Raw genomic sequence first — 26,547 nt, 5'->3', positions numbered from 1 at the left:
TATGGAATCATTTCAAGCGACATGCCTTACCTATGTACCTTACGTAACCCAGCGCACCGACCGTGATGGCCTATCGGTCTACCTTGATGAAAAAATCATTGCGATTGGCTCACCATGACACGCTCAACCCCGCTCAAAATCCTAGGCTGGAGCCTGGCCGCCCTGCTGGCCCTCATCGCCATCGTCGTCATCTTCGTGCTGACTTTCGACTGGAATCGCGCCCGCCCCTATATCAACCAGAAGGTGTCGGAAAGCACGGGCCGCGAATTCGTCATCGGCGGCGATCTGCAGGTGCAATGGCGGCAGGGCCTGAAGACGGAGCCGGGCTGGCGCCGCTATGTGCCCCGCCCTGTCATCAGCGCGCAGGACGTGCGCATGAGCAACCCGGATTGGGCCACGGCCGGCCCGCAACTGGCCAGCGCGAAACGCATCGACGTGAGCATTCATCCGCTGGCCCTGTTGCAGCACAAGGTGGTGCTGACGAACCTGGCGCTCGACGCGCCAAACATTGCCCTGCAACGGCGCGCCGATGGCAGCAATAGCTGGACCTTGAAGGATAACGGCCCATCGCCATGGGAGGTGGAAATCCAGCGCATGGCCTTTGGCGACGGCGTCATCCGTTACCTGGACGATGGCATCGCCCTTGACGTGCGCGCCAAGGTCAGCTCGACGGCGCCCGATGCCACGCCGGGTGACGCGCCAGGCAGCGCGCCCGTGGAAAAATACGGCATCGCCTTCACCTTGGGCGGCAGCTACCGCAAGGCGCCAGTGACGGGCGGCGGGAAGGCGGGCGCCGTGCTGTCCCTGACCGACAACAATACGGTCTATCCCGTGCAGGCGCACGCCGTGCTGGGCAAGAACAAGGCCAGCATCGATGGCAGCCTGACGGACCCGCGCTCGCTGTCCGGCATCGATTTGCAGCTGAGCCTGGCCGGCGCCAGCATGGCCGACCTGTATCCGCTGACGGGCGTGCTGCTGCCGGAAACGCCGGACTATGCCACCAAGGGCCGATTGCTGGGCAAGAAGGACGGCGCCACCTGGAACTGGACATATCAGAACTTCAAGGGCAAGGTGGGCCAGAGCGACCTGGCGGGCACCCTGCAGTATTTGCCGCGCCAGCCCCGCCCCTTGCTGCGCGGCGAAGTGATGTCGCAGCAGTTGCGCCTGGAAGACCTGGGTCCCACCATCGGCGCCGACAGCAATGCGCAGAAACAGGCGCGCGGCAAGGCACCCGTGCAACCGGACAATAAAGCCTTGCCCGTGGAGCAGTTCAACACGGCCAAATGGAATGCGCTCGACGCCGACGTAAAATTTACCGGCAAGAAACTGGTGCGTACGCATGACATTCCATTCAACGACGTCGTCGCCAATATCCACATGAAAGACAAGGTGCTGAGTTTGACGCCGCTCAATTTCGGCATGGCCGGTGGCGACATCACCTCGAATATCACCCTCGACGGCCGTCAAAAGACCATCGCCGCGCAAGCCAAGGTGACGGCGCGCCACCTCAAAATTCGCGAACTGTTTCCGAAGCTGCAATCAATGCAAGCGAGTTTCGGCGAAGTGTATGGCGACGCGGCCCTCACGGGCCACGGCAATTCCGTCTCGGCCATGCTGGCCAGCGCGAATGGGGAACTGGCAGCCACCGTCAGCGAAGGCTCCGTCAGCCAATTCATGCTGGAACTGGCTGGCCTGAACCTGGCCAATGCCGTCTTCGTGAAAATCTTCGGCGACAAGCAGGTGCACCTGAACTGCCTGGCCAGCGATTTCGCCGTCACGAATGGCCAGGCCGATGTGCGACGCTTCGTGCTGGATACGGACACGGCCGTGGTGAATGTCACGGGCAACGTCAACCTGGCCCACGAAACCCTGGACCTCGACGTGCGCCCGCGCACCAAGGGCGCCCGCATCATCACCCTGCGCACGCCGCTGTACGCGAAAGGCACGTTCAAGAACCCGGACGTAGGCCCGCAAAAAGGCCCGCTCGCCCTGAAGGCCGGCGCCGCCGTGGCCCTGGCCACCATCGTCACCCCGCTGGCCGCCCTGCTGCCGTTGGTCAACGTCGACAAAGCCCCCGACACGGACTGCGCCGCCGTCATGGCGCAAGCCAACGCCACGCGGAAAAACCCCACTTCGCCGGCGACAAATGCACCGGCAAAAAAAGTCAGCGAAGCGGACATCAGAAAAGCCCAGCAGGAAAAGAAATAGGCCTTGATGCAGTCGCTTGAAACCCGCCCCGACATCTGCTGTAATAAAGAAAAGCGGGGTGTGGCTCAGCCTGGTAGAGCGCTGCGTTCGGGACGCAGAGGCCGGAGGTTCGAATCCTCTCACCCCGACTAGCCTGCCCCCACATTCCTTGCCTATGCCTGCACACCTGCCTACAACGCGCAATCCTTGACCCACGCGTTGGCGTGTTGCCGAGAAGTATGATATTAATTGAATAATTGATTAATTAAACACTTCCATCGTGCAAGGGCCTGACCGATGTCTTTCCTGATAGTTCTGGCCGCACTGGCCTTCCTCATGCTGGCAGCCTACCGCGGCTACAGCGTGATCCTGTTTGCACCTGTCGCAGCACTGGGTGCCGTGCTGCTCACCGATCCGTCTGCCGTACCGGCCGTCTTCAGCGGTATCTTCATGGAAAAGATGGTGGGCTTCATCAAGCTGTATTTCCCCGTCTTTCTGCTGGGCGCCGTGTTTGGCAAGCTGATTGAACTGTCAGGTTTTTCCCAGTCGATCGTCGTGGCCGCCATTCGCTATATCGGCAGTTCCCGCGCGAATGCCGTCATCGTTGCCGTGTGCGCTGCGCTGACTTATGGCGGCGTATCGCTGTTCGTGGTGGTGTTTGCCGTCTATCCGTTCGCGGCCGAACTGTACCGCCAGAGCAATATCCCCAAGCGGCTGATGCCGGGTGCCATCGCCCTGGGCGCGTTTTCCTTCACCATGGACACTTTACCTGGCACGCCGCAAATCCAGAACATCATCCCCACCACCTTCTTCAACACGACAGGCTGGGCCGCGCCGTGGCTGGGCACGATAGGTTCCGTGCTGACGGTGATGATGGGTCTGGCCTTCCTGGAGTGGCGCCGCCGTTCCGTCATGGCGACGGGCGAAGGCTACGGCGCCGAGGCTGAACAGGCCAAGACCGGCGGTGGCGACCTGCCCCATCCGCTCCTGTCGGTGGCGCCGCTGCTGCTCGTCGGCGTGGCCAATTACGCGCTGACCCGGCTGATCCCGCACTGGTATGGCGCCAGTTACGTCCTCACCGCCGACGCCCTGCCAGGCTTGCACGCGCCCGTGTCGACGTCGATAGCCTCCGTCACCGGCATCTGGGCCGTGGAAGGTGCCTTATTGCTGGGCATCTTGCTCGTGTGCGTGACGGCCTTCGGGCGCATCCGCGCCGCCTTTGCAGAAGGCACCAAGGCGGCCGTGGGCGGCGCGCTGCTCGCCGCCATGAATACGGCGTCCGAGTATGGCTTTGGCGGCGTCATCGCGGCACTGCCCGGTTTTCTTGCCGTCAGCAACACCTTGCGCAGCGTGCCCGATCCCCTCGTCAACGCGGCCGTTTCCGTGACGACGCTGGCCGGCATTACCGGTTCGGCCTCGGGCGGCATGAGCATCGCGCTGGCCGCCATGTCGGACAGTTTTATCCAGGCCGCGCAGCAGGCGCACATTCCGCTCGAAGTCATGCACCGCGTGGTAGCGATGGCCAGCGGCGGCATGGATACCTTGCCGCACAATGGCGCCGTGATCACCCTGCTGGCCGTCACGGGCCTCACGCACCGCCAGTCCTACCGCGACATTTTCGGCATCACCGTCATCAAGACGGTGGCCGTATTCCTCGTCATTGCCATCTATTACATGACGGGGCTGGTCTGAGGGTTGGGCAAGCTACAGCCGCGGCGACGATGCCGGCTTCGCCAAAGTTTGCGCCGGCTTGAACAAATGGCTGATGCCCATGGTCAGCAGCGGGCCAGCCAGCGCCAGGTAGGAACTATCCACGCCATACGGATTGCCCGCGAGGAACCAGCCTATGGTGGCGATCACCGAGACGATCACGCCAACGAAGGCGCCGCGCGGCGTGCCGAATTTAGGCGCATAGAAGGCCATCAGCACCAGCACGGCCAGGGTGGCGCGCAGGGCCTTGCCCAGGAAGGCGATCATCAGCAGTTTTTCCGCATACAGCGCCAGCACCAGCGGCAGCAAGCCGGCCACGATGATGGCAATGCGCAGGAACATCAGCGATTTCGCGTCGTTCTTGGCCTTGTTGTACCAGGGATCATAAAAATCCTTCATGGCCAGGGTGGCAGATGCCAGGGTGGTGGCGGAAATACCGCCGAACAGGGCGCCGGCCAGGCCCACGATCATGATGCTGGCGGAAAACGCCGGCATGTGGGCAATCAATGTCGGGAAGGCGTCGATCGACTTCATGCCCGGATACAGCACGGCGCTGCACATGCCGATCAGGGCCGCCATCAGGCCAAACGGTATCATCAGCGAGGACACGTAATAGCAGGCGCGCTTGGCCACGGCCGGGTTGTCCGTGCTGACCAGGGCCTGGATCACGTACTGCGTGGCGAAGATGGAGCCGATGCCGCCTATCATCCAGGCGATGATCTGGCCCCAGCCGATCTCGACCCAGTTGAACATCTTGGCCGGCAGTTGCGCCTGCAACGCGCCGATGCCGCCGCTCGCTTCCAGCGCATACGCCAGCGCCAGGATCACGCCCAGGTATTTGACGATGGAGTGGGCGAAATTGGTGTACACCACCGAGCGCATGCCGCCCAGGCTGACATAGATCACGGTGATGGCGCCCACCAGCAATATGGCGACCGTTTTATTGATATGCAGCACGGCCGCCAGCACGGCGCCGCCGCTCGCATACAGGGCGACGGCAACGATACCCAGCGCGACGATGGTGAGTATCGATGCGGCATAGCGCACGGGTTCGCCATACGTTTGCGCCAGGATGCCGGAAATCGTCGACTGCCCGCTTTCCTTGTATTTTTTCACCAGCACGATGGCCAGCAGCAAGAAGCCCAGCGACAGCGCCACCAGGTTCCAGGCGGCGGAAATGCCCAGCTCATAGCCTTTTTGCGCCGTGCCGATGCTGACGGAACTGCCGATGAATTCGGACAGCAGCAGCGCGCCGATCAGGTAGGCGGGATAGTTGCGCCCGCCCGCCGTCATGCCCTCTGCGCTGTTGGCGTGCTTGCGCACGCTGTAGGTAATGTACGACATGAGGGCGAAATAGCCCACCGTGACCGCCGCGATGATGATTAATCTGTTTTCCATTCGTCTACTCCAAGTCTGCTTTTTTCTTATTATTTTTCAAAAAAGCTCCCCCTGCCGCATGCCGGACCAGCCGGTGGCGGTGCTCAGGGGCAAAGCGAAATTCTGGCCTGCCTACGGCACTAAAAAGCCGCGCAGCTGCGCCGTGAAAGCCTGCGCCGCCTCGACACTCGAGATATGCGACGCGGGCACGCTCGCCAGGCGGCTGCCTGCCACCTGCTGCTGCAGCCAGCGCGCATCGTCCAGCGTCGTCACGGGATCGTGCTCGCCGGCGATCACCAGGGTCGGCACCGTGATCGTGCCAACGGAGGCGCGCAAGTCGGCTTGCGCCAGCGCCTCGCAGCAGGCCGCATAGCCGCCTGCATCCTGGCCGCGCAAAGTGGCGATCATGCGCGCCACCGTGTCCGGCTCGCGCTGGAGAAACTGCGGCGTGAACCAGCGTGCGGGGGCGCCATCGGCTACCGCAGCCATGCCATCGCGCCGGACTTGCTCCGCGCGCGCTAGCCAGGCGTCAGCAGAACCGATGCGCGCCGCCGTATTCGCCAGCACGAGTTGCGTCAGGCGCTGCGGCTCGTGGATGCCCAGCCACTGCCCCGTCAAGCCGCCCATGGAAATGCCGCAGAAGGCCGCACGGGCGATATCGAGGTGCTCGAGCAGCGCCACCACGTCCAGCCCCAGCCGGTCGATGCCGAACGGCGCGGCGCCGGTGGACTGGCCATGGCAGCGCGTGTCATAGCGCACGACAAAGAAGTCGCCAGCCAGCGCGGTCACCTGCGCCTGCCACATGGACAGGTCCGTGCCGAGGGAGTTCGACAGGATCAGGCAGGGCCGGGCGCGGTCGCCATCGGTGCGGTAATGCAGGACGCTACCGTCGGATGTAAAAAACTCGGACATGGCGTCTCCCTCAGGCCGCGGCACGTGGCCGTTCAACCTCGGCCGATGGCAGCGCCGCACTGTCTCGGCTCAGGTGGAAATCAAAATCGATCGAGGAAAATGGCTGCTCCAGCTGCAGGGCCGCCAGTTGCGCCGGGTCCTCGATGCGCGTGATGGGTGGCACCAGGCCTGCACGCGTGGCAAAGGCGAAGTCGTCCCACAGGTAATGGTCGCCATCGATATTGATTTGCGTCGTCAGCTTGCGGTGGCCCGCCGCACTGATGAAGAAATGGATGTGCGCAGGACGCTGGCCGTGCCGGCCCAGCAGATCGAGCAGCTGCTGCGTGGTGCCCTCGGGCGGGCAACCGTAACCGACCGGCAGAATGCTGCGGAACTGGTAGCGCCCATCCTGGTCCGCGAGGATGCTGCGGCGCAGGTTGAACGGCGATTGCGTGTGATCGAAGAAGGAGTAATTGCCCAGCAAGTTAGCATGCCAGACCTCGACCAGTGCGCCGGGAGCGGGCTTGCCGTCGGCGTCAAACACGGTGCCCTGCATGAAGAGCACTTCGGCGTGCGCGCTCTCGCTGCCATCGTCCAGCCGGGCAAAGCCCGTGCTGCGCGGCGCCCCGGCCACGTACAGCGGCCCTTCGATGGTGCGTGGCGTGGCGCCGGCCAGGCCTGCTTTCGCTTCGGCTTCGTCGGCCCGCAGGTCGAGGAAGTGTTCGAGGCCCAAGCCAGCAGCCAGCAGGCCCAGTTCACTCGACGCGCCGGCGGCCGACAGATAGGACACGCCGCTCCATACTTCGCTGGGCGTCAGGTCCAGGTCATCGATGGCCTTGCACAAGTCGCCCAGAAGGCGCAGCACCACTTGCTGCACGCGCGGGTTGGCCGGCCGGTCGGCCGCTTCCACGATCCACTTCTTGACGAGGGTATCAATGTCGGAATGTTGCATGAGATGTCTCCTTGATGAAGGTACTGCGTACGGTTCAGGAATCGTCGTCGCGGACCGACGAGGGATGGCGGCACAGCGGCATCACGTCAATCTGCATGTAGGGGAACAGGGGGAGCGAGGTCAGTAAATGATGCAGCTCGTCCACGCTGTCGACGTCAAAGACGCTGACGTTGGCGTACTGCCCGGCGATGCGCCACAAGTGGCGCCATTTGCCCTCCTGCTGCAGGCGCTGCGCCAATTCCTTTTCCGTCTGCTTTAGCTGCGCCGCCTGCTCGGCCGGCATCGTCAACGGCAGGTTCACGTTCATGCGTACATGGAATAACATGCTTTCTCCTCTATTGGCGCTGCAAGGCATGCAGCTTGTCCATATCGATCTCGACGCCCAGGCCCGGGCCAGTCGGCACTTGCAGCATGAAGTCGCGGTACACGAGCGGTTCGCGCAAGACTTCCTGCGTCAGCAGCAGGGGCCCGAACAGTTCCGTGCCCCAGGCCAGTTCGGCGAACGTGGAGCAGACGTGGGCCGTGGCGGCCGTGCCGATGCCGCCTTCGAGCATGGTGCCGCCATACAGGCCGACACCAGCCAGGCGCGCCACGGTGGCCACTTCCAGCGCGGGCAGCAAGCCGCCCGACTGGGTGATTTTCACCGCATACACGTCGGCCGCATCGGCCTGGGCCAGCGCCAGCGCGTCGGCGGGACCATGCAAGGCTTCGTCCGCCATGATGGCCACGTCGAAGCGCTGCGTCAGGCGCGCCAGCGCGGCGCGGTTGCCCGCTTTGACGGGCTGCTCGATCAGGTCAATGCCGCCCGCTTCCAGCGCGGCGATGCCGCGCACGGCGTCCGTCTCGCTCCAGGCCTGATTGACATCGACGCGCACGCTGGCACGTTCGCCCAGCGCACGCTTGATCTCCAGTACGTGGGCCACGTCATCCATCACGTCGCGCAGGCCAATCTTCAGCTTGAAGATGCGGTGGCGGCGCAAGTCCAGCATTTTTTCCGCTTCGGCGATATCGCGCACGGTATCGCCGCTGGCCAGCACCCAGGCCACGGGCAGCGCATCGCGCACCCGGCCGCCCAGCAATTCCGACATCGGCACACCCAGGCGGCGCGCCTGTGCGTCCAGCAGCGCCGTCTCGATCGCGCACTTGGCGAAACGGTTGCCCTGGATGACCTTGCGCACCTTGGCCATGGCCTTGGCGACTTCGCTCGCTTCCATGCCGACCAGCAGGGGCGCAATATAGGTATCGATATTCGTCTTGATGCTTTCCGGGCTTTCGCCGCCATAGCTCAAGCCGCCGATGGTAGTCGCTTCGCCCCAGCCGGTGATGCCGTCGGCGCAGCGCAGCCGCACCAGCACCAAGGTCTGGGTGTTCATGATGGCGACGGACATCCGGTGCGGACGAATGGTTGGCACATCGACCAGGTAGGTCTCGATATTTTGAATCATATTTATTCCGTATAATTCTGTGGAGTGGTGACACGATATGCCCCGAATGTCCCCACGTCCAACACCGAGTTGGTATCAAACCTATACCTGAAAGGTATGAAGATGGAATTACGGCACTTGCGCTACTTCGTGGCGGTGGCAGAGGAAAGGAACTTCACGCGGGCCGCCGCGCGCCTGCATATCGCGCAGCCGCCGCTCAGCCGGCAGATGCAGCAACTGGAAGAAACCCTGGGCGTGGAGCTGATCGAAAAAGGCTCGCGGCCCTTGCGGCTGACGGAAGCGGGCGAGTTTTTCCTCGCCCATGCGCGCCCGCTGCTCGACCAGGTGCGCGACCTGAAGGCGATGACGCAGCGCGTGGGCAAGCTGGAACGCACCCTGTCGATCGGTTTTGTTGCCTCGACCCTGTATGGGGAATTGCCCGATATCGTGCACCGCTATTGCGAGCGCCATCCAGAAGTGGACGTGACCCTGCACGAAATGACCACGGTGGAGCAGCTCAAGGCACTGAAGGAAGGCCGCATCGACGTAGGTTTCGGACGATTGAAAAGCGAGGACCCCAGCATCCGCCGCATCCTGCTGCGCGAAGAGCGGCTGGTGGTGGCCCTGCCGCCCGGGCACCGGCTGGCCCAGGGAGAAGGCGGATTGCGCCTGACTGACCTGGTCCATGAAACCCTGCTCGTGTATCCGAAAGCGCCCCGCCCCAGCTTTGCCGACCAGGTGCTGACCATGTTCAGTGTGGGCAATGTCACGCCCGGCCCCGTCACGGAAGTGCGCGAACTGCAGATTTCCATGGGATTGGTGGCAGCCGGCCAGGGCATTTCCATCGTGCCGGAAAGCGTGCAGGCCATGCATCACAGGAACGTGGTGTACCGCAAGCTGGAAGACAAGCATGCGTTCTCGCCCATCCTGTTCAGCATGCGGCATATGGACCGCTCGCCGGAACTGGAAAACATCCTCGCCGCCGTGTATTCCATCTACGATGAACACGGCATCGCGCACGTCAAGGAAAGCCTGTAGCCCTCACCGCTTATAGCGGCACGTCGGCCAGCAATTCCGGGCGCAGCGCGCGGATGCGCAGCTCCGTAAAATAGCCGCCCGCCTCGTTGTAGCGCAGGTAGTGGCGGCCGCAATTCAGGCAGCGGGCCACCTGGCTCAGGTTCGCGGGATAGTAGCGCGGCGCGATGGGCGCGTCGACGCTATCGTAGCGCGTGCCATCGGGATGGTATTCAGCGAAGGTGGGTTCCTCGTACGGGTCTTCGCGCAGGGTGCCGACCTCCTCGAAACGGTCGAGCTCCAGCGAGGTGGGAAGGCGCTGCCAGGCGTCCAGCGGCACCGTGCAGCAGCTGCATTTTTGAGTGACACCTGCCGAAGCGGCGGCCAGTGCGGACAAGGCGGGAAAGTCGATGAATAACATGCGTCAACCAGTACAAGGGGGCGGCCCTTGGCAACGAGCCTGGCCGCGCCCCTTATTCTAGCGCAATCGCATCCTGCCGATACGCGCACCGCATTTTGCCAGGAGCAGTTCCAGCAGCATCAGCATGCACGCGGAAATGAGCAGCAATGGCATCAGCGCACACATGGCGGCCGCCGCCAGCCAGGCCAGCGCGGAGGGCGAGGTCCAGGCGCCCGGCAGCAGCTTCGGCAAGCCCAGCGAGCCTGGCAGGCGACGCTTGAAGAACATCACCCAGCCCGATACCAGCGAGAACAGCACGCTGGCGCCAAACAGGAGCAACAGCGCCTGGTTCCACCAGCCGAATTCACCCCGGTGAAACGGGATGCCGATGGCGGTGGCCTTGCCGAACGCCGTCTGCGCATCCCAGCCTGCGTAATACAGCGGCTTGCCGCTATAGGCATCGAATTGCAGGTCGAAGCGCAAGGTGGGCTGGCTACGGTCGGCCATGGTGGCGCGCCACACATCGTCCTGGCTGGCCGGTGCCGTCAGCTGCACGGCAATGGCGGGCGCATGGCTGCGCGCCACTTGCCAGGCGCCCTGCCAGTCGAGCGGACCACCGGCCGCATCTTCGCTTGAATGAAGACCGCGCGGCACGGGCGGCGGCGCCTGGCCGCTGATGTCGCGCAGCACGCGGATGCGCCCGCCCGCCTGCTGGCTCCATGTCAGCCCGGTCGTCAGGATGACGACGCTGACGATGCCCAGCGCCACGCCGAGAAAAGCATGCCACTGGCGCCAGCCATTGCGGCCCCGCGCGCCCCGCTTGGGCAAGCCCGATTGCGCGCCGCTTGGCCACCACAGCACCACACCCGTCACCAGCATCACCATCAGCCAGCTGGCCGCCAGCTCGATCATCCAGCGCCAGCCATCGTTTTGCAGCAGGCGAGAATGCAGTTTCTTGGCCCAGTTGCCGAAGCGTTCACTGCTGGCCAGGCTGCCCAGCACGCGCGCATCATACGGATTCACATATACGACGATGGCTTGCGCGGGCAGGCCGAACTTCGGCTTGACCGGCGCGGCATGGCCGCCATGGCCCGCATGTTCATCCTGCGCGCCACCGGGCGGCGCAAACGCCACCTGCACCGCGTCGTCCTGTTGAAAAGGGGGCACCACGTGCTGCACTGTCCAGCCACGCGGCGCCGCCTTTTCCGCTGCCGCCACGGCGGCGTCCAGCGGCAGCATGGACGCTTGCGGCGCCACATGGTCAAGTTGCTGGTATAGCCTTGCCTCGATCTGCGGCGTGAACACATACAGGATGCCCGTCAGGGTGGCCAGCAGCGCAAACGGCGAGGCGATCAGCGCAGCCCAGAAGTGGATGCGCCAGTACAGGCTTTTACGCCGAGCGATAAGAAATTTTGCGTCGTCCATGGCCATCCTCACAGTGCATTGAAGGTATAGCCCAGGCCCAGCATCACGCTGCGCGGCGCACCGGGCGTGTACTGGTTCTGCGTATTGGCCACGTAACTGCCCGTGCCCGCATAACTGCTGCTGGCCGAATCGGCATAGCGTTTATCGGCCAGGTTGCGTACCTGCGCCCACGCTTCCAGCCCGCGCGCAAGCTGGTAGCTGGCACGAAGGTTCAGCAGCGCGTGGCCCTTGTACTCCACCGTGTTGGCATTGTTCATCCAGTAGCGGCCCTGGTGCACGGCTTCGAGCGCCACCCTGGCTCCGGCCACGGGCTTGTAGCCGATCTCGAACGAGGTGATGTCGCGCGGCGCCTGCGGCATGGTCCGCCCGCTGTAATCGAGGCTGGCGGATACCTGGTAGCGCAGGTAGCGGTGGCGCGAAATGGCCGTGGCGAAGCGCACGTCGAAGGGACCGCTGTCGTAGTTCAGGCCCAGCTCCAGGCCTTCGCTGCGCGTACGGCCCGCATTGCGGTTTTCGCTATTGCCCGGCGAGAGTGTATAGCTGACGATGGTGTCGCGCCCGTCGAGCCGGTACAGCGCCGTGTCGAGTTTCAAGCGGCCCTGCAGGAAGGCCCAGCGCAAGCCCAGTTCATAGTTGTTGTAGACCGACGGCTGCAGGTCGGCGATGCCCGTCTTGCCATACAGCTGACTGACCTCGGGCGGGGTAAAGCCCTGGCTGACGTTCGCATACGCGCTGCCCGCCTGGCCGATGGCGTAGGTAGCGCCCAGCTTCGGGCTGAGGTGCGAAAAGCTGCGCGACTCGTCGGGCGCGCCGTAATTGACGCTGCCGCCCGGCGCCAGCTTGTTGTGGTAATCGTAGCGGATGGCATCCGAGCGTCCACCCAGCACCACGCGCGTGCCCGCCAGCGGAGAAAACTCCCACTGCGCGAAGAGGGCCGTGTTCAGGATGTCCGTCTGATAGTCGCGCACGCCCTGCGGATTGCTGGCATTGGCCAGCGTATAGCGCAGATAGCGGCCCGTGGCGGTATCGCGCACGATGGACAGATTGTCGCTGACAAATGGATTATCGCTCTTGTCCACGTATACGCCGGCGACCAGGCGCGAACGCAGCCACGTGAATTCCTGCTGATGTTTCAAGTCCAGCCCCAGCGAATCGACATGGTTGTTGTTGATGACACCCTTGCACAGCATGCCCGCGCAACTGCCTATGGAATACGCGGGAATCTGCCCATGGTCATTCTTGCGCGTAAACACGGTGACGGTGCTCGTGCCATGGGCCGTCGTCTCGCCCTCCCACGCCAGATTCATGCGCGTGGTCTTGTCCTTGCGGTAAGTGAAAGTGTTCAGGCTCTTGCCCGGGGCATTGCGGTAGTCGTCTTCAAACAGGCTGCCCGTCATGGCCGCATCAAGGTCGGTGTGGACGATGGTGGCGCGCAGCTGCGAGGTGGGGCTGAGCGCATAGTCGGCGCGCAGCGAAAACGAATCCTTGTCGCCATAGCTGTACTCTTGCCAGTTGTCGCGCGAACGGCGCGAACTGTAATGGGAAAAGCGCAGTCCCAGCGGACCCCAGGTATCGCTGGCGGAGGTGTCGTAGCGGGTGTAGCCGCCCACATTGTCGCGCCGCACGCTCACCTTGGCCGTCGGCGTGGCGCTGGCGCCAGCCGTCAGGAAATTGATGGCGCCGCCGACGGCATTGCTGCCATACAGCGAAGAGGCGGCCCCCTTCACCACTTCCACGCCGCTGGCCCCCGCCATGTTCATCTCGTTGAGCGAGTTGTGATTGAAGACGCCCAACGGGCGGATGGGAATGCCGTCTTCCAGGTACTGGTAGACGGCATTCGTGCCTATGGGCTGGCGGATGCTCATGCTGTGCTGCTCGTTGCCCAGGTCATTCCAGTACACGCCGGCGATGCGGTTGAGGATATCGCCCATGGTCTTGGGCTTGTCGCGTTCCAGGACAGCGGCGTTGACGACGCCGATGGCCTGCGGCGTCTCGGACAGCCACGATTGCGCGCGTGAGCCGGAAACGACGACGGTGTCGATGGCGTGATCGGATTGCGCCTGCGCGCAGGGGTAGGCCAAGGTGATGGCCATGGCCAGCACCAATAATTTCTTGTTCATGTGATTCTCGTTTAAGTGTGCGGATGCTGCCCGTCGCACTGGAAGGCGCGCAGGGCAAGCACTAAAAATGCAAAGACTTAAATGAGGGCGGGCGGCGCGCGCGATTGCGCGGTACACCAGATGAACAGCGGGGACGGCGACTGGTAGTACAGGGCCGGAAAAATGGCCGTGCCGCTGGCGACGGGCAGCGGCAGCACGGGACTGGGCGGCAAGCCCACGGAACCCGCATGCGTGGAACAAAAGGCGCAATGCTCCATCTGCATGACCTTGCCGCCGGACTTGCCATCGGCGGCGCCATCATCGTCGACCTGGACGAAACGGATGCCGGCAACTGAGCAGATTTCCGCCCAGCCGGAGCCGGATTCCTGCTTGGCGTTGGCGACAGCCTGGGAAATCGATGGCGCGAGCGCCGCCAGCAGGATCGCAAAGCAGGCGATCCAGGCGGCAAAGCGGCGCGTGAACAAGGTCATTCCCATGGCCGTATTTTAGCAGCGGCCGCCGGGACTGGGTAGCGGAAAGCGGCTCACGCGGCCGGGCAGGCAGCGTTGCCGTTGTCAAAAGCACGCACCACGCCCGCCGCATCCGTGGCGATGCGGCCGACTGCACGGCGGTGACCCAGCACCAGTTCATCGTAGCCTTCACCCACCTTTTCATTGGCGACCGTGCGGCAAGTGACCACCTTGTTGCTGGCCAGCTGGCGCACGCTCCACACGGCATCGATCAGCGCATACCGACCCATCACGGACTCAAAGCGCTGCACATTGGTGCTGATGCGATACACGGGCAGGTTGTCGGGATGCGGCGTGCGGAACACATCAATGGCGCCCAGGTCGCTGGTCACGGCCGTCGACAGGGCTTGGCCGATCTCCCCGGCCAGCGGTCCCGCCCAGCGCTGCTGCTCCAGCAATTCGATGCGCCCCGATGGCGCCGTCACGACGAACTGATTGCGGCTCACCTGTTGCGGCACGCTGACGGCCAGCACCTCGACATAGTATTTGACGGGTTTGGCCGGCAGCGCGTCGACGCCGCCGCCGAGCGTATAGAAATGCTCGGACTGGGGCGTGGAGCAGGCACCCAGCAGGACGGTCGCCAGCAGCGCGGCGAAGCTTACAAGGACAGGCTTCATCATTTTTCATCTCCTTTTTTACCGCGGATCAGCGACTCTGGATGCCGTTCCAGGTAATCCGACAGGGCATTGAGCGATTGCAGGGTTTGCGTTAGCTGCTGCAAGGCCTGGCGCACGTCAGACTGCAGCGGCGAATCCTTTTGCAGCACCTGTTCGGCCGTGCCGAAGGTTTGTTTCGCCGCCGTCAGGGTATCGCGCATTTCCGGCACCACCTGGTCATCGAGCTGCTTGAACAGGGTATTGGCCTGCTTGATGGTGGCGTTCAAATTGTTGCCGATCTCCGCGTACGGCACCTGATCGAGCTTGCGGGCGATGCTGGCGATCTGCGTCTGCAGCTCATCCAGGGTATTGGGCACGGTGGGCACTTCCAGCGGATACCTGTTCAAGTCCAGCGCCACCTTCGGCGCTTTCGGGAAGAAGTCCAGCGCGATGTACAGCTGGCTGGTGAGCAGGTTGCCCGTGCGCAGCTGGGCGCGCAAGCCGCGGCTGACCATACGTTCGAGCACCTGGTGGCCGGCCGAGCCTTCCGCATCGTCGACGGCCGCCTTGAAGCGCATGCCCAGGCGCGCCGGATACAGATTGACGGTGACGGGCATGCGGAAGTTCTTCTTCACGGGATCGAACTCGATGCCGACCGAGCGCACTTCACCCAGCACGATGCCGCGGAAGTCCACCGTGGCGCCAGGCTGCAAGCCGCGCAGGGACTGGTCGAAATAGAATACGGTGGTAATGGCTTCACCATCGGGCTCGCGCATGGCGCTGGCCTCGTCGGCTGCCAGACGGTAGTTGGTACCGGCCGGCGCCGGTTCTTGGGGCCTGCGGCCATTTTCCGCCTCGAAGGCGATGCCGCCCACCAGCATGGCGGCCAAGGACTGCGTATTCAATTTGAAACCGTTGGAATCGAGGCGCACGTCGACGCCGCTGGCATGCCACCAGCGCGCATTCTTGCCGACGAATTGGTCGTACGGCGCATTCACGAAGACCGACATGGTGATGCCGTTGCCATCCTTGTCCAGAGCGAAGCTGACCACCTTGCCCACGCGCAGGCGGTGGAAGAACAGGGGCGAACCGACATCGACGGAGCCGAGGCTGTCCGCATGCAGGGTGTACAGCTTGCCCTTCTGGTCACCTGCGACGGCGGGAGGGCTCTCCATGCCGACGAAGTTCTCCTTCTTCTGCTCCGACTTGCCCGTGTCGACGCCGATGTAGGCGCCCGACAGCAAGGTGCCCAGCCCTGTCACGCCGCTGGCGCCGATCTGCGGGCGTACCACCCAGAAGCGCGAATCGTCTGTAGCAAAGCGGCGTGCTTCCTTGCTCATGTCGATCGTCACCAGCACCTTGCTCAAGTCGTCGCCCAGGGTAATGGCGCGCACCTGGCCGATATCGACATCCTTGTACTTGACCTTGGTCTTGCCTGGCTCCAGTCCTTCTGCACTCTTGAAGCTGACTGTCACCGTGGGTCCCTGGTCGAGGATGGACTTGGCTGCCAGGCCGGCGCCGATCAGCGCGGCCAGCAGCGGAATGAGCCATACCAGCGACGGCAGCCAGCGGCTGCCCTGTTCCACATCGGGTTCAGGCAATGGACGGCCACCCGTTTCGGCAAGGTCGCCTGCTTCTTTGTCAGACATGCTGTTCTCCAATCACTGTATTGTTTCCGGTATTTGCCACCACCACGGGTTCTTCCTCGCCATGCACCTGCCCGTCGACGGGGTCCCAGATCAGGCGCGGGTCGAACTGCATCGCCGCCAGCATGGTCAGCACCACCACGGCGCCAAAGGCCAGCGCGCCGGGTCCGGCAGTGATCACGGCCAGCGACTTGAAGCGCACCAGCGCCACCGTCAGGGTGACGACAAAAATATCTAGCATGGACCAGCGGCCGATGAATTCGACCATGCGATACAAGATAGTGCGCTGGCGTGGCCGCCAGCGCGAGCGCCGCTGCGCGGTGAAGGCCAGCAGCGCCAGCACGCCCAGCTTGAGCATGGGCACGACCACGCTGGCGATGAAAATGATGATGGCCAGGCCTTTCGAACCGCTGGTCCAGAACAGCACCACGCCGCTCATGATGGTGTCGTTTTGTGCGCCAAACAGGGAATACGTCACCATCACGGGCAGCAGGTTGGCGGGAATGTAGAGGATCATGGCGGCGATCAGCAGGGCCCAGGTGCGGTTGATGCTATCCGGTTTGCGCACATGCAGGGCAGTGCCGCAACGCACGCACGCCAGATGCCTGCCCTTGCCCAGCGGTGGCGCCACCAGGCCACAGGCATGGCAGGGCAGCACCTTCGCGCCCGGCGCGAAAGCCTTGTAGCGGATGCCGGGCAGCGCTTGCCGCGTCAGATCGTCGCCCAGGTTCCACAGGGCCTTGGGGTCAAATGAGACGACGATGGCCAGCAGCAGGGTCAGCGCGCCAAACGCGAATAGCCCCGGTTGCGGCAGCACGGTGGCAAGGCTGGTCATCTTGACGACGGTGATCAGGATGCCGATCATCAGCACCTCCGTCATGCCCCATTCGCGCGCCGTCTGCACGGCGCGCAGCACGCGGTTAAAGCCCGGCACTTTGACGCCGCCACGCAGGCCCAGCGCCACATACAGCAGGGAGCCCAGTTCGATGGCAGGGAAGAGGATGGTAAACAGGAAGACCATCGTTGCCACCACCTGCATCTGCTCGGACCACAGCACGCGGATGGAGCCGAGCAAGGTGGCGCTGGAGGTCAGGCCATTGACGTCGAGTTCGACGATGGGGAAAAACTGCGCGATCAGGAAGACCAGGGCGGCGCCCAGGGTCAGGGCCACCACCTTGGTCAATTCGGCCGATGCGCCCCGCGCGTGGGCGCCCCGGTATAGCACCGAGCGGCAACGGATGCAGCGCGCCTTCTCGCGTGGACGCAGCGGACGTTTGCGGTACAGCACACCGCAGTCATGACAGCTAATCAGGTCGTATCGGTGCACAGTGTGAAGTTTGCCGGCGCGCAAGCGCGACTATCTCATGATAATGCCAGCAATCATGACAGAATTGGCATTTTCCTGCACTGCAGCACTATTCTTTTCCCCTCCCCTGCAGCAGCGTCTCGACGGCGCGACCGATTTTCAGCACCTTGTCATCGGCGCCCGCCAGGGCACAAATGCCCAGGCCCACAGGCAGTTCGCCGTCCGCATGGCAAGGCAGGGACAAGGCGCAGCCGTCGAGGAAGTTGATCACGCTGGCATTGCGCAGCACCAGGCCATTCGTGGCGAAGAAGGTGGCATCGTCCGCGTCCAGCGGCTCGACCTGCGGAGCCACGATGGCCACGCTGGGCATCAGCCAGGCATCGTATGGCGCCAGGCGCCGCTCTGCAACGGAGATCAGGCGCGCGCGCGCATCGAGCAAATCGATGTAGTCAGACGCGCCCTGCTGCTGGCCGCGGCGGATGCGCGCCGCCACGCGCTGGTCGTACTGCGCGCCCTTCTCTTCAAGCAACACCCTGTGCCAGTGCCACGCTTCGGCCGCCACCAGGCCACCGCCGCCATTGATCGTCGGAAGCTCCAGCAATTCCGGGAAATCGAACTGTTCCACCTGCGCTCCGGCCGCGCGCAACTTCTCCAGCGCGCGCTCAAAAGCCTGCCGCACCTGCGGCTCGACATTCGCGCCTACGTAATCAGTCGTAAAACCGAAGCGCAAGCCTTTCAGGGCTGGCGCGCCATCGGAGATATTTTGGCCGGATAAGGCCGCATACAGGATGGCGCAGCAATCGACACTGTGGGCGATGGGGCCGGCCGAATCGAGGGAGCGCGACAGCGGTACCGTGCCAGCCAGCGATACGGAAGCCGCCGTCGGCTTGAAACCGGTCAGGCCGCAAAAAGCGGACGGGATGCGGATCGAGCCGCCCGTATCCGTGCCCAGCGCGCCGGCCGCCATCGCCAAGGCCACCGTCACGGCGCCGCCCGAGGTGGAGCCGCCCGCCACGCGTGCGCGGTCATGCGGGTTGCGCGGCGTGCCGTAATGGGGATTCAAGCCCAGGCCGGAAAACGCGAATTCACTCATGTTGGTGCGGCCCAGCAGGATGGCGCCAGCCGCGCGCAGGCGTGCCACGGCGCCCGCATCCGCATCGGCGGGCGGCGCATCGGCCAGCGCCAGCGAGGCGGCGCTGCTGACTTGCCCCTTGACGTCGAACAGGTCCTTGATCGAGATGGGCACGCCGGCCAGGGGCGAGGCAACGATACCGGCCGCGCGCGCCGCATCGCTGGCGCGCGCCTCGGCCAGCGCCTGTTCGCCATCGAGGCTGACATAGGCATGGCCGCCCTGGGCCTGGTGCGCCTCGGCGCGCGCCAGCATGCGCTGCGTCAGTTCCACGCTGGTGATGCGGCCGGCGGCCAAGTCGGCCGCCAGTTCGCGGATGGTCTTGCTCAGCTTGCTCATTGTCTTATCCTTCCACGGGCAGGGTTTGCACGGCATAGCGGTGCTGCAGGCGGCGCTGCAAGGCTGGATCATACAGCTCCAGCGCGAACGCGTCGCCATGGCCCATCTCGCCGATGATCGGCTGCGTGCCGCAGAACATGGCACTGCCCACGGGCAGGGTCGTTTGCCCCGTGTAGCGCAAGATCAGGTCTTCCGGCGACAGCATGCGCGTCACGGGGCCGTCCTGGTACAGGGCCGGTACGCCTGCGCGCTCGCGCCAGGAACGCATCTGCAACTGGTCCCAGTGGCCGGCCACGTCGGCATAACGCCACAGGGTATCGCCCACGGGCTTGCCGCACATCTGCTTCGACACCGTCACGCCATAGCTTTCCACTTTGCGGTCCGTATGGTCGGAGCCGATCCCTACCAGCAGGCCGTATTGCGTGGAAAACAGCACGAATTCGGCCTCGCCGGACGAGTCCAGGCCCGGCACTTCGATGGCGGAATCGTTCGACAGCAGCGCCGCCGCCACGCGGTAAAACGTCGGCACGCTTTTCGGGCGTGCCACGCCGATGACTTCCAGTTCGGCGATATGGTGCTCGACCATCGCCATGTCGCGGCCCGTCCAGCCGGCGATGATGAGTTGATCGATGTCGAAGGTAACGGGGCCGTGGCCTGCCAGTTGAAAACTCAATGTCGTCATGATGTTATTCCTCAAGGGGGCCGCGGCCCGTTTCGCGCGCCGCAAAGACTGCCGCGCCGGTGATCAGGAGCGCCACCGCCACATACAGCGAGACGGCCATGGTGCTGTTATAAGAGCGGTATAGGCTGGCGATAACGAGAGGCGCGAAACCGCCGCCTATGACGCCGGCCAGGGTATAGGCCAGCGAGGAACCCGCATAGCGCACCTTGGTAGGGAATTGCTCGATGACAAAGGCCGCCTGCGGGCCGTACATGATGGCGTGAATGATCAGGCCCACGACGACAGCTGTGACGATGGCGGCAGGGCTGGCAGTATCCAGCAGGGCGAAGAAGGCAAACGCCCACACCAGCCCCAGGATGGCGCCCAGCGCATACACGGGGCGGCGGCCAATCTTGTCCGACAGGGCGCCAAACAGCGGCACCGACAGCGCATTACAGGCAGTGCCGATCATGATGACGCTCAAAGCCAGGGTCGAAGACAGGTGCAGCACGGTGGTCACATACGTCAGAGTAAACACCACCACCAGCGCATACAGCACGTCAGAGCCGATACGCACGCCGCCGGCGATCAGCAGACGGCGCCAGTAGATGCGCAGCACGTCGCCGATCGGCGCTTCGGCCTTGGCGTCCTGCTGGTCGAGTTCCTTGAACAGCGGAGTTTCCTCGATGCCGCTGCGTATCCACATGCCAAAGGCCACCAGCAGCAGGCTGGCGATGAACGGCATGCGCCAGCCCCAGTCCATGAACGCTTCATGCGGCAGCAGATAGGTAATCAGGCCGATGCAGCCGGTCGCCAGCAAGGTGCCGAACGATGGCCCCACCTGCGTCCACGACGCGTTGCGGCCCCGCTTGTCCGGCGCACCGTGTTCGACGGAGATCAGTACGGCACCCGCCCATTCGCCACCGAGCGCGATGCCCTGAACGAAGCGCAGCGCCACCAGCAGGACCGGACTCCAGATGCCGGCCGTCGCATACGTGGGCAAGAGGCCCATCAGGCCCGTCGTCACGCCCATCAGCATCAGGGTCACCACCAGCACCCAGCGACGTCCAAGCTTGTCGCCCAGGTGGCCAAAGATCACGCCACCGATGGGACGCGAGATATAGCCAACCGCATACGTGGAAAAGGCCAGGATGGTACCTGTCAGCGGATCGAATGAAGGGAAGAACAGATGGTTGAAGATCAGCGCGGCCATGGTGTTGTAGACGGTGAAGTCATACCATTCCAGGGTCGTGCCGACCATGCTGGCCGTGGCCAGGCGGCCCGTCTTGGGTTTTTCGCCCGGTACCGCAGTGCTGGCGTGCGCATGGGTCTGCGCCGTGGTGTGTGTCGTCATAGCCTACCTCTCTCGTCAGTTTTATTGCAGGCCCGGTGCAGGATGCTTTGCCCTGCGCCGTGGCCCGTGTCTCGTGTTATCAGTGCCGGCAAGATGCGCGCTTGCGCGTCAGGCGGCGTGCAAATCGGCCTCGCGCAACTGCCAGGACAGCTGCAGGATGGCCGCATCTTCCCCGTCGAGGCCCAGCGCCGCACTGGCTGCATTGGCCGCCGCCATGGCGGCGCTTTCGGAAGATGCATCGATCAGCAAGATCGGATCGAGCACGCGGCCTTCCTTCCGTTCCGCTGGCAGGGGACCGGACAGATCGACGTCGGGCGTCAGCAAGCGGGTGGCAATGACGCCATCGATCTGCAGCAATGTCGCGCCCAGCGCCGCCATGCCCGCCACGGCTTGCGCGTCCTGGCCGATGGCTGGCGCCCCCAGGCGCAGCACGGCCAGCCAGGCGCCCGTGCCCATGCCCGTTTCCGCCTCGATGGCGCAGACGCGGCGCATCGGATCCACCATGCGCTGCAGATTCGCCACCGACCATGGGGTCTGCTGGCCAAAGGCCTTGAAGTAGTCGGCTGTCTGGAAAGCGGCTAGCGACACAGTGCGGTACAGGCCCAGGTATTTGCGGGGCCCGCGCACACTCTGGTAGCGCGTGCCGCTGACGAAGCCGGGAATGCGCACGCGCTCTTCCACGTGCTCGCGGTCGTACCAGCGGTTGAAATCGAGTTCGTGTTCCGGGTCTGCGCTGGTCCAGACGAACAGGATGCCTGGCAAGGTGGTGGTGGACGTCGTCATGATGGTTCCGTTCTGCGTTGTAAGAGGAGTGCCAACCCAGAATAGGTGGCGCGCCATCACTTGGCAAACGGGTTATTCTGAACGCGACTGATAAGTTTTTCTTGTGGGTCGCGGTGATAACGGCAACTTAATTGTCACGCCCGCGTCCCGGCGCCATACTCCTCGCCCAGCGCCAGGGTGAACCTGGCCGCCTCCTCGCACGCCAGCATGGCCACCAGCTGGATCGCCTCCGTGGTGATGTCTTCGCTGTAGCTGATGACAATGCGCTGCGGCGCCAGGCTGCTCACGCAGGGAATCAGGGCGATGTTGCCCTGCTCAATTTCCTCGCGCAGGGGCGCCAGGGGCAGCACGGCGATACCGAAACCGGCCTTTACCAGGCGCACGATGGCGGAAATCGAGCTGACACAATGCACCCGCCCCAGCTGCACGCCCTCGTCCTGGCACAGCGCCTTCAATGCGGAATGCGGCTGCGAGCCACGGTTCATAGTGATGATGGGGTGCTGCGCCAGTTGCGCCACCGTGAACGGCGCACCCGTATCGGGCCAATCGGCTGCCCTGCCAGCCCAGCCCATGGCGATGGCGCCGCTACCCGTGCTGCGGATATGGTCGCCCGTCAGCATGTCCGTCTGCAGCGCGATATCGAGCTCGCCCTGCTGCAGCTGTTCGTGCAGGCGGCGCGTCGATTCGGAGGTCAATTGAATCTCGATGCCGGGATAGCGTTCCTGCACCCGCTGCAGGAAGGGAATCAGCCAGGTATGCACGATGGTTTCAATGACGCCGATGCGTACTTCACCCGTGATCTGCGCGGGCGAGGAATTGGCCGCATACATGTCGCGGCACAGTTCCAGCATGCGCTCGGCATACACAAGCAGGTTGCGCCCGGCGAAAGTCAGGCGGATTTCACGCGCGTCGCGGTCGAACAAGCGCGTGCCGAAGTCCTGCTCCAGCGAGGCGATGCGGTTCGAAATGGCCGCCTGCGTGATGTGCAGCTTGTCGGCCGCCGTGCGAAAGCTGCCCAGCCGCGCAGCCCAGACAAACGCTTCGAGAAAACGGGTATTCAATTTGGCTCTTCAATCAATGGGGGCTATTCTTCACAGTTTGAGTGTTCGCCCCATTGTAAGCCAAAGCGCCCTGCCCTATTTTTCGCCCAGGAAGTCAAGCAGGGTCAGGGCGACGATCTTGCTGGCCTTGCGCAAATCGTCCAGCGCCAGGCGCTCATCGGCCTTCTTTGCGTTCGACTCGGGCACTGTGCGCGGGCCAGCGCCATACAGTACGGCGGGGATGCCCCGTTCGCCGTACAGGCGCGCATCCGCATACAGCGGCGTGCCGACGGCGGGGATGGTTTCGCCCAGGATAGATTGCGCATTCTTTTGCAGGCTCTCGACCAGTTGCTCGGAGCCGGGCAAGGGCCGCAGCGCATGCGACAGCAGCAGGCGGCGGATCTCGATGCGGATGCCCGCTTCGCCGCGCACGGCGTCTTCGATCAGCGCGCGCACCTGCGCTTCTACCGCCACCGGATCTTCTTCCGGAATCATGCGACGGTCCATCTTCATGACGACCTTGCCCGGCACCACATTGGTATTCGTGCCGCCGTCAATGCGTCCCACCAGCATGGTCGGCGAATCGATGCCTGCCACTTTGGACTTGATCTTTTTCAGCTCCGGCAACTGGCCATAGATGGCGTTGAGGATCTTGTTGGCCGCCTGCAGCGCGTCATGTCCCGTCTCCGGCATGGAGCCGTGACCAGACTTGCCGTGCACGGTGATTTCCAGCTGCAGGCAGGCGTTGTGCGCGGTGACGATGCCGTAGCTGAAACCGGCGGCAATGACGAAATCGGGCTTCGTCAGTTGCTGTTCCAGCAGCCATCCCGGCCCCAGCAAACCGCCGAATTCCTCGTCATAGGTGAAGTGAAGTTCCAGTTGGCCCTTTAGTGGAACGCCCAGCGCTTCGAGCGCGCGCGCGGCAAACACATAGGTGGCGAAGTCGCCCTTCGAGACGGCCGTCGCGCGGCCGTAGATATAGCCGTCGTCGATCTGGCCGCCATACGGCGGATAGGTCCAGTTGTCGCCGGGCGGTACCACATCGCCATGCGCATTCAGCGCCACCGTCGGCCCGCCCGCCGCATACGGCCGGCGCACGATCAGGTTGGTGATGCTCTGCATGCCATACGCCGCCACCTGGTCCGCTGGCACGGCATGTTTTTCCGCCTGCCAGCCATATGCCTGCAGCAGTTGCGCTACCAGTTCCGCATGCGGTGCGTTGTTGCCGGGCGGCGTATCCGTCGGCTGCTGCACCACCTGCTGTAGAAATGCGACTTCTTCGTCGAAGTGATCGTCGATCCAGGCCGTGATTCGTTCCGCTTGCGTTGTCATTTTGCTCCTTGCATGGTCTGTTGCAGCCAGGCGCCCAGTTCACTGCGCTCGGCCTCCGTCATGTTGGTCAGGTTGCCGATCGGCATGGCTTTAAGCTCGATGGCCTGCTTGTAAATTTGCGCCGCGTGCTGGCGAATTTCCCTTTCATTATCCAGCATCATGCCGGCCGGCGCCGTGGCGAAGCCCGGCTGCGTGGGCTGGGCCGAATGGCAGGTGGCGCAGCGCTGGGCGATGATGGCATGCACGCTCTTGAACTGCGCGGCCGGGTCCACCGCCGGCGCGGCCGCCACGGCCACGGGCGCTTTCGGCGCAATGGACACGGCCACTGCCATCAGCAGGGCCACGCCGATGGCCGGATAACGCCACTCGACACGGCCCTTGTGGCGCAGATTGAAGAAGTGGCGGATGAAGACGCCGGCCGCCATGATCAGCGCCAGCACCAGCCAGGCGTGATCGTTCCGGTAGGTCATCGCATAGTGGTTGCTGATCATGATGAACAGCACCGGCAACGTAAAATAATTGTTATGCACGCTGCGCTGCTTGGCTTTCATGCCGTGCTTGGGGTCGGGCAGCTTGCCGGCCGCCATGGCTTCGACCATCTTGCGCTGGCCGGGAATGATCAGCATCAGCACATTGGCCACCATGATGGTGCCGATCATGGCGCCCACGTGGATGTAGGCGGCGCGCCCGCTGAGCAAGTGCGTGAGCACATACGCGGCACCGACGATCAGCGCGAACACCGTCACGCCAAACCACAGTTCATATTGCGCCAGCTTGGACCGGCACAGCAGGTCGTACACGGTCCAGCCGATGACGAGGGTGGCGATGCCGATGCCGACAGCCTGGCCGCTGGAAATATCGGCCACGGATTTGTCGATCATCATGGCCTGCGCATTGAAGTAGTAGGCAATCGTCAGCAGCGCAAAACCGGACAGCCAGGTCGAATACGCTTCCCACTTGAACCAGTGCAGTTCCTTTGGCAGTTCGGCGGGCGCCACCATGTATTTTTGCGGGTTGTAGAAGCCGCCGCCATGCACGGCCCACAACTCTCCCGACACGCCCTTCTTCGCCAGCTCGGAGCCAGGCGCGGGCGGACGGATCGAATTGTCGAGCCAAACAAAATAAAAGGAAGCACCGATCCAGGCGATGCCCGTGATGACGTGCAGCCAGCGGACGATCAGGTTCAGCCACTCAAGGCCGTACGGAATCAGGTAGGCAAATACTTCCATAAATTTCCTCTAGTCAGACCGAAGCCATATTCGTGCCAATCTACACAAGATAAACGGATTTACCGCCCTTCACATGAAAAATATCGTATATTTGACATATTCAAATCGATATACAACAGAGCCGCCGCCACATGTCCAGCCTGCCGCAACACCTCGACCTGCACTTGATCCGCATCCTCTACCTGCTGCTGGTGGAAAAGAATGTCTCGCGCGTGGCGCTGAAACTCAATCAGCCGCAGCCCTCGATCTCCGCCTCCTTGCGCAAGCTGCGCGAACTGACGGGCGACCCGCTGCTCGTGCGCGGCGCGCGCGGCATGGTGCCCACCCAGCATGGAGAAAGTCTGCTCAATCCGGCCAAGCGCATCCTCGACCAGACGGAGAGCCTGTTCGTCAAGAAGACGCCATTCGTGGCGCAGGAAGAGGCGCGCACCTTCCATATCGCCGCGCCCGACTACCTGGACAGCCAGTTCCTGCCTAACGTGGTGGCCCTGCTGCGCCGCGGCTCGCCGAAAAGCCGCGTGGTGCTGCATAGCCTGGGACCGGGCATCGACCATATCCGCCAACTCTCCGACGGTGGCCTGGACCTGGTCATCGCCAACTGGGACGAGCCGCCCGCCCACCTGCATATCTCGAAGCTGTTCGAAGACCCCATCATCTGCGCCATGCATGCGGAAAACGCCTATGCGCGGCGCACGGCCAGCGACGCCATGACCCTGGACGATTATCTGAGCCTGCCCCACGTGGCGCCGTCGCAGATGATGCCCGGCTACCACGGCGTGATCGATTCCTTCCTCGAACGGCAAAACCTGCAGCGCAACGTGGTGGTGGAATCGGCGTATTTCGGCCTGATCCCCTACATGCTGACGCAGACGGATCTGGTGCTCACCACGGGCCGGCAATTCATGCGCTTCTATGAAAAGACCCTGCCGCTGAAAACGTATACCGTGCCATTGAAATTCCCGCCCATGCGCTTTTACCAGCTGTGGCACCAGCGCGTGCACCAGGCACCCGAGCATAAATGGCTGCGCGACCAGGTCAGCGCGGCCGCCAAGGCGCTGGTGCAGCGATAGCAGCTATCAGCGCGCGCATATAATGGACGCCAGGACAGGGCGCTATCATCACC

23 protein-coding genes and 1 tRNA gene are annotated in these 26,547 nt (G+C 63.6%); 5 read left to right on the top strand and 19 right to left on the bottom strand.

Translation table 11 applies throughout. The features are described from left to right. Positions 1–114: 114 nt before the first annotated feature. From ACQ4WZ_RS18790 to ACQ4WZ_RS18780, 3 genes are all read left to right on the top strand, one after another. Positions 115–2,208, top strand: a complete 2,094-nt coding sequence (locus ACQ4WZ_RS18790; protein WP_436574212.1) for an AsmA family protein — start codon at positions 115–117, stop codon at positions 2,206–2,208. 54 nt (positions 2,209–2,262) lie between these two features. Continuing rightward, positions 2,263–2,336 (top strand) — tRNA-Pro (locus tag ACQ4WZ_RS18785). Between the two features lie 148 nt (positions 2,337–2,484). Further along, positions 2,485–3,879, top strand: coding sequence for a GntP family permease (locus ACQ4WZ_RS18780; protein ID WP_436574211.1), 1,395 nt, complete (start codon positions 2,485–2,487; stop codon positions 3,877–3,879). 12 nt (positions 3,880–3,891) lie between these two features. On the opposite strand, the gene ACQ4WZ_RS18775 is transcribed toward ACQ4WZ_RS18780, so the two are convergent. The 5 genes from ACQ4WZ_RS18775 to ACQ4WZ_RS18755 form a co-directional block, all read right to left on the bottom strand. Continuing rightward, a complete protein-coding gene (locus tag ACQ4WZ_RS18775) occupies positions 3,892–5,295 on the bottom strand; it encodes a sodium:solute symporter family protein (RefSeq protein ID WP_436574210.1) in 1,404 nt (467 codons plus the stop codon). 111 nt (positions 5,296–5,406) lie between these two features. Then, complete coding sequence (pcaD, locus tag ACQ4WZ_RS18770) at positions 5,407–6,186, bottom strand: 3-oxoadipate enol-lactonase (protein ID WP_436574209.1); 780 nt, start codon at positions 6,184–6,186, stop codon at positions 5,407–5,409. Positions 6,187–6,196: 10 nt separating this feature from the next. After that, entirely contained in the window at positions 6,197–7,117 is a 921-nt protein-coding gene (catA, locus tag ACQ4WZ_RS18765; RefSeq protein ID WP_101484023.1) for a catechol 1,2-dioxygenase, read from the bottom strand. 34 nt (positions 7,118–7,151) lie between these two features. Beyond that, complete coding sequence (gene catC, locus ACQ4WZ_RS18760) at positions 7,152–7,442, bottom strand: muconolactone Delta-isomerase (RefSeq protein WP_101484022.1); 291 nt, start codon at positions 7,440–7,442, stop codon at positions 7,152–7,154. A 10-nt stretch (positions 7,443–7,452) separates the two neighbouring features. Further along, the gene (locus ACQ4WZ_RS18755) at positions 7,453–8,562 is read right to left on the bottom strand and encodes a muconate/chloromuconate family cycloisomerase (protein ID WP_133994084.1); all 1,110 of its coding nucleotides are present in this window, start codon (positions 8,560–8,562) and stop codon (positions 7,453–7,455) included. A gap of 102 nt (positions 8,563–8,664) precedes the next feature. On the opposite strand from ACQ4WZ_RS18755, the gene ACQ4WZ_RS18750 reads away from it, so the two are divergent. Beyond that, positions 8,665–9,579 carry a LysR family transcriptional regulator gene (locus tag ACQ4WZ_RS18750; protein ID WP_101484877.1) on the top strand — a complete coding sequence of 305 codons (915 nt, stop codon included), beginning with the start codon at positions 8,665–8,667 and terminating at the stop codon, positions 9,577–9,579. A gap of 10 nt (positions 9,580–9,589) precedes the next feature. Here ACQ4WZ_RS18750 and ACQ4WZ_RS18745 read toward each other — a convergent pair whose 3' ends face one another. From ACQ4WZ_RS18745 to ACQ4WZ_RS18680, 14 genes are all read right to left on the bottom strand, one after another. Further along, on the bottom strand, positions 9,590–9,976 hold the full coding sequence (locus ACQ4WZ_RS18745) for a hypothetical protein (RefSeq protein ID WP_101484020.1): 387 nt from the start codon (positions 9,974–9,976) through the stop codon (positions 9,590–9,592). Between the two features lie 57 nt (positions 9,977–10,033). Then, complete coding sequence (locus ACQ4WZ_RS18740; protein WP_436574208.1) at positions 10,034–11,380, bottom strand: PepSY-associated TM helix domain-containing protein; 1,347 nt, start codon at positions 11,378–11,380, stop codon at positions 10,034–10,036. An 8-nt stretch (positions 11,381–11,388) separates the two neighbouring features. Continuing rightward, positions 11,389–13,500 (bottom strand): TonB-dependent receptor family protein, encoded by a 2,112-nt coding sequence (locus ACQ4WZ_RS18735; protein WP_436574207.1) that lies wholly within the window; start codon positions 13,498–13,500, stop codon positions 11,389–11,391. 77 nt (positions 13,501–13,577) lie between these two features. Next, the gene (locus ACQ4WZ_RS18730) at positions 13,578–13,976 is read right to left on the bottom strand and encodes a DUF2946 domain-containing protein (protein WP_436574206.1); all 399 of its coding nucleotides are present in this window, start codon (positions 13,974–13,976) and stop codon (positions 13,578–13,580) included. 47 nt (positions 13,977–14,023) lie between these two features. Further along, the gene (locus tag ACQ4WZ_RS18725; RefSeq protein ID WP_243858444.1) at positions 14,024–14,629 is read right to left on the bottom strand and encodes a PqiC family protein; all 606 of its coding nucleotides are present in this window, start codon (positions 14,627–14,629) and stop codon (positions 14,024–14,026) included. Further along, on the bottom strand, positions 14,626–16,254 hold the full coding sequence (locus tag ACQ4WZ_RS18720; RefSeq protein WP_436574205.1) for a PqiB family protein: 1,629 nt from the start codon (positions 16,252–16,254) through the stop codon (positions 14,626–14,628). Before ACQ4WZ_RS18720 ends, ACQ4WZ_RS18725 begins: the two co-directional genes overlap by 4 nt. After that, positions 16,247–17,539 carry a paraquat-inducible protein A gene (locus ACQ4WZ_RS18715; RefSeq protein WP_436574204.1) on the bottom strand — a complete coding sequence of 431 codons (1,293 nt, stop codon included), beginning with the start codon at positions 17,537–17,539 and terminating at the stop codon, positions 16,247–16,249. The genes ACQ4WZ_RS18720 and ACQ4WZ_RS18715 overlap by 8 nt, the downstream gene beginning before the upstream one ends. A gap of 127 nt (positions 17,540–17,666) precedes the next feature. Next, positions 17,667–19,025 (bottom strand): amidase, encoded by a 1,359-nt coding sequence (locus ACQ4WZ_RS18710; RefSeq protein ID WP_133994090.1) that lies wholly within the window; start codon positions 19,023–19,025, stop codon positions 17,667–17,669. A 4-nt stretch (positions 19,026–19,029) separates the two neighbouring features. Beyond that, entirely contained in the window at positions 19,030–19,707 is a 678-nt protein-coding gene (locus ACQ4WZ_RS18705) for a DUF2848 domain-containing protein (protein ID WP_436574203.1), read from the bottom strand. 4 nt (positions 19,708–19,711) lie between these two features. Beyond that, positions 19,712–21,040, bottom strand: a complete 1,329-nt coding sequence (locus ACQ4WZ_RS18700; RefSeq protein WP_436574202.1) for an MFS transporter — start codon at positions 21,038–21,040, stop codon at positions 19,712–19,714. Between the two features lie 108 nt (positions 21,041–21,148). Beyond that, complete coding sequence (locus tag ACQ4WZ_RS18695; protein ID WP_436574201.1) at positions 21,149–21,823, bottom strand: hypothetical protein; 675 nt, start codon at positions 21,821–21,823, stop codon at positions 21,149–21,151. 134 nt (positions 21,824–21,957) lie between these two features. Continuing rightward, positions 21,958–22,884, bottom strand: a complete 927-nt coding sequence (locus tag ACQ4WZ_RS18690) for a LysR family transcriptional regulator (RefSeq protein WP_133994096.1) — start codon at positions 22,882–22,884, stop codon at positions 21,958–21,960. 75 nt (positions 22,885–22,959) lie between these two features. Then, on the bottom strand, positions 22,960–24,195 hold the full coding sequence (locus ACQ4WZ_RS18685; RefSeq protein WP_436574200.1) for an ArgE/DapE family deacylase: 1,236 nt from the start codon (positions 24,193–24,195) through the stop codon (positions 22,960–22,962). Next, the gene (locus tag ACQ4WZ_RS18680; RefSeq protein WP_436574199.1) at positions 24,192–25,424 is read right to left on the bottom strand and encodes a urate hydroxylase PuuD; all 1,233 of its coding nucleotides are present in this window, start codon (positions 25,422–25,424) and stop codon (positions 24,192–24,194) included. The genes ACQ4WZ_RS18685 and ACQ4WZ_RS18680 overlap by 4 nt, the downstream gene beginning before the upstream one ends. Positions 25,425–25,555: 131 nt before the next feature. Between ACQ4WZ_RS18680 and ACQ4WZ_RS18675 the strand changes: the two genes are divergently transcribed. Next, the gene (locus tag ACQ4WZ_RS18675; RefSeq protein ID WP_034754583.1) at positions 25,556–26,494 is read left to right on the top strand and encodes a LysR family transcriptional regulator; all 939 of its coding nucleotides are present in this window, start codon (positions 25,556–25,558) and stop codon (positions 26,492–26,494) included. Positions 26,495–26,547 lie beyond the last annotated feature (53 nt).

The organism is Janthinobacterium darwini (genome assembly GCF_051380905.1).
Lineage (GTDB): Bacteria > Pseudomonadota > Gammaproteobacteria > Burkholderiales > Burkholderiaceae_D > Janthinobacterium.
This window is presented reverse-complemented; position numbering and strand designations above follow the sequence as displayed.